General features: G+C 70.6%; 1 protein-coding gene. It reads left to right on the top strand.

Going from position 1 to position 252, the window contains the following annotated elements; genetic code table 11:
• On the top strand, window positions 1–252 hold a 252-nt coding region (locus tag PZC42_RS25050; protein WP_277214356.1), incomplete at both ends, for a bifunctional ornithine acetyltransferase/N-acetylglutamate synthase.

The following is a 252-nucleotide window of genomic DNA, read 5'->3' as shown; positions in this document are numbered from 1 at the left end:
GGCGCCACGAAATTCGTCACCGTCCGGGTGCAGAACTCCCCGGACTACGAGTCCGCGCGGCGCATCGCGTCGACCATCGCCCGGTCCCCGCTGGTCAAGACGGCCCTGTACGGCCGCGACGCCAACTGGGGCCGGATCCTGTGCGCCATCGGCTACGCGCAGGGCGTGGCCCCGGGCACGGTCGTGCCCGAGCGGACGAGCGTCAGCTTCAAGCCCGTCGACGTCAGCCACGAGCTGAAGCTGCTGGTGAAC

The organism is Isoptericola croceus (genome assembly GCF_029382255.1).
In the GTDB taxonomy this organism is placed as follows: domain Bacteria; phylum Actinomycetota; class Actinomycetes; order Actinomycetales; family Cellulomonadaceae; genus Isoptericola; species Isoptericola croceus.
The sequence above is the reverse complement of the archived record's forward strand: the minus strand, read 5'-3'. Positions and strand labels throughout refer to the sequence as shown.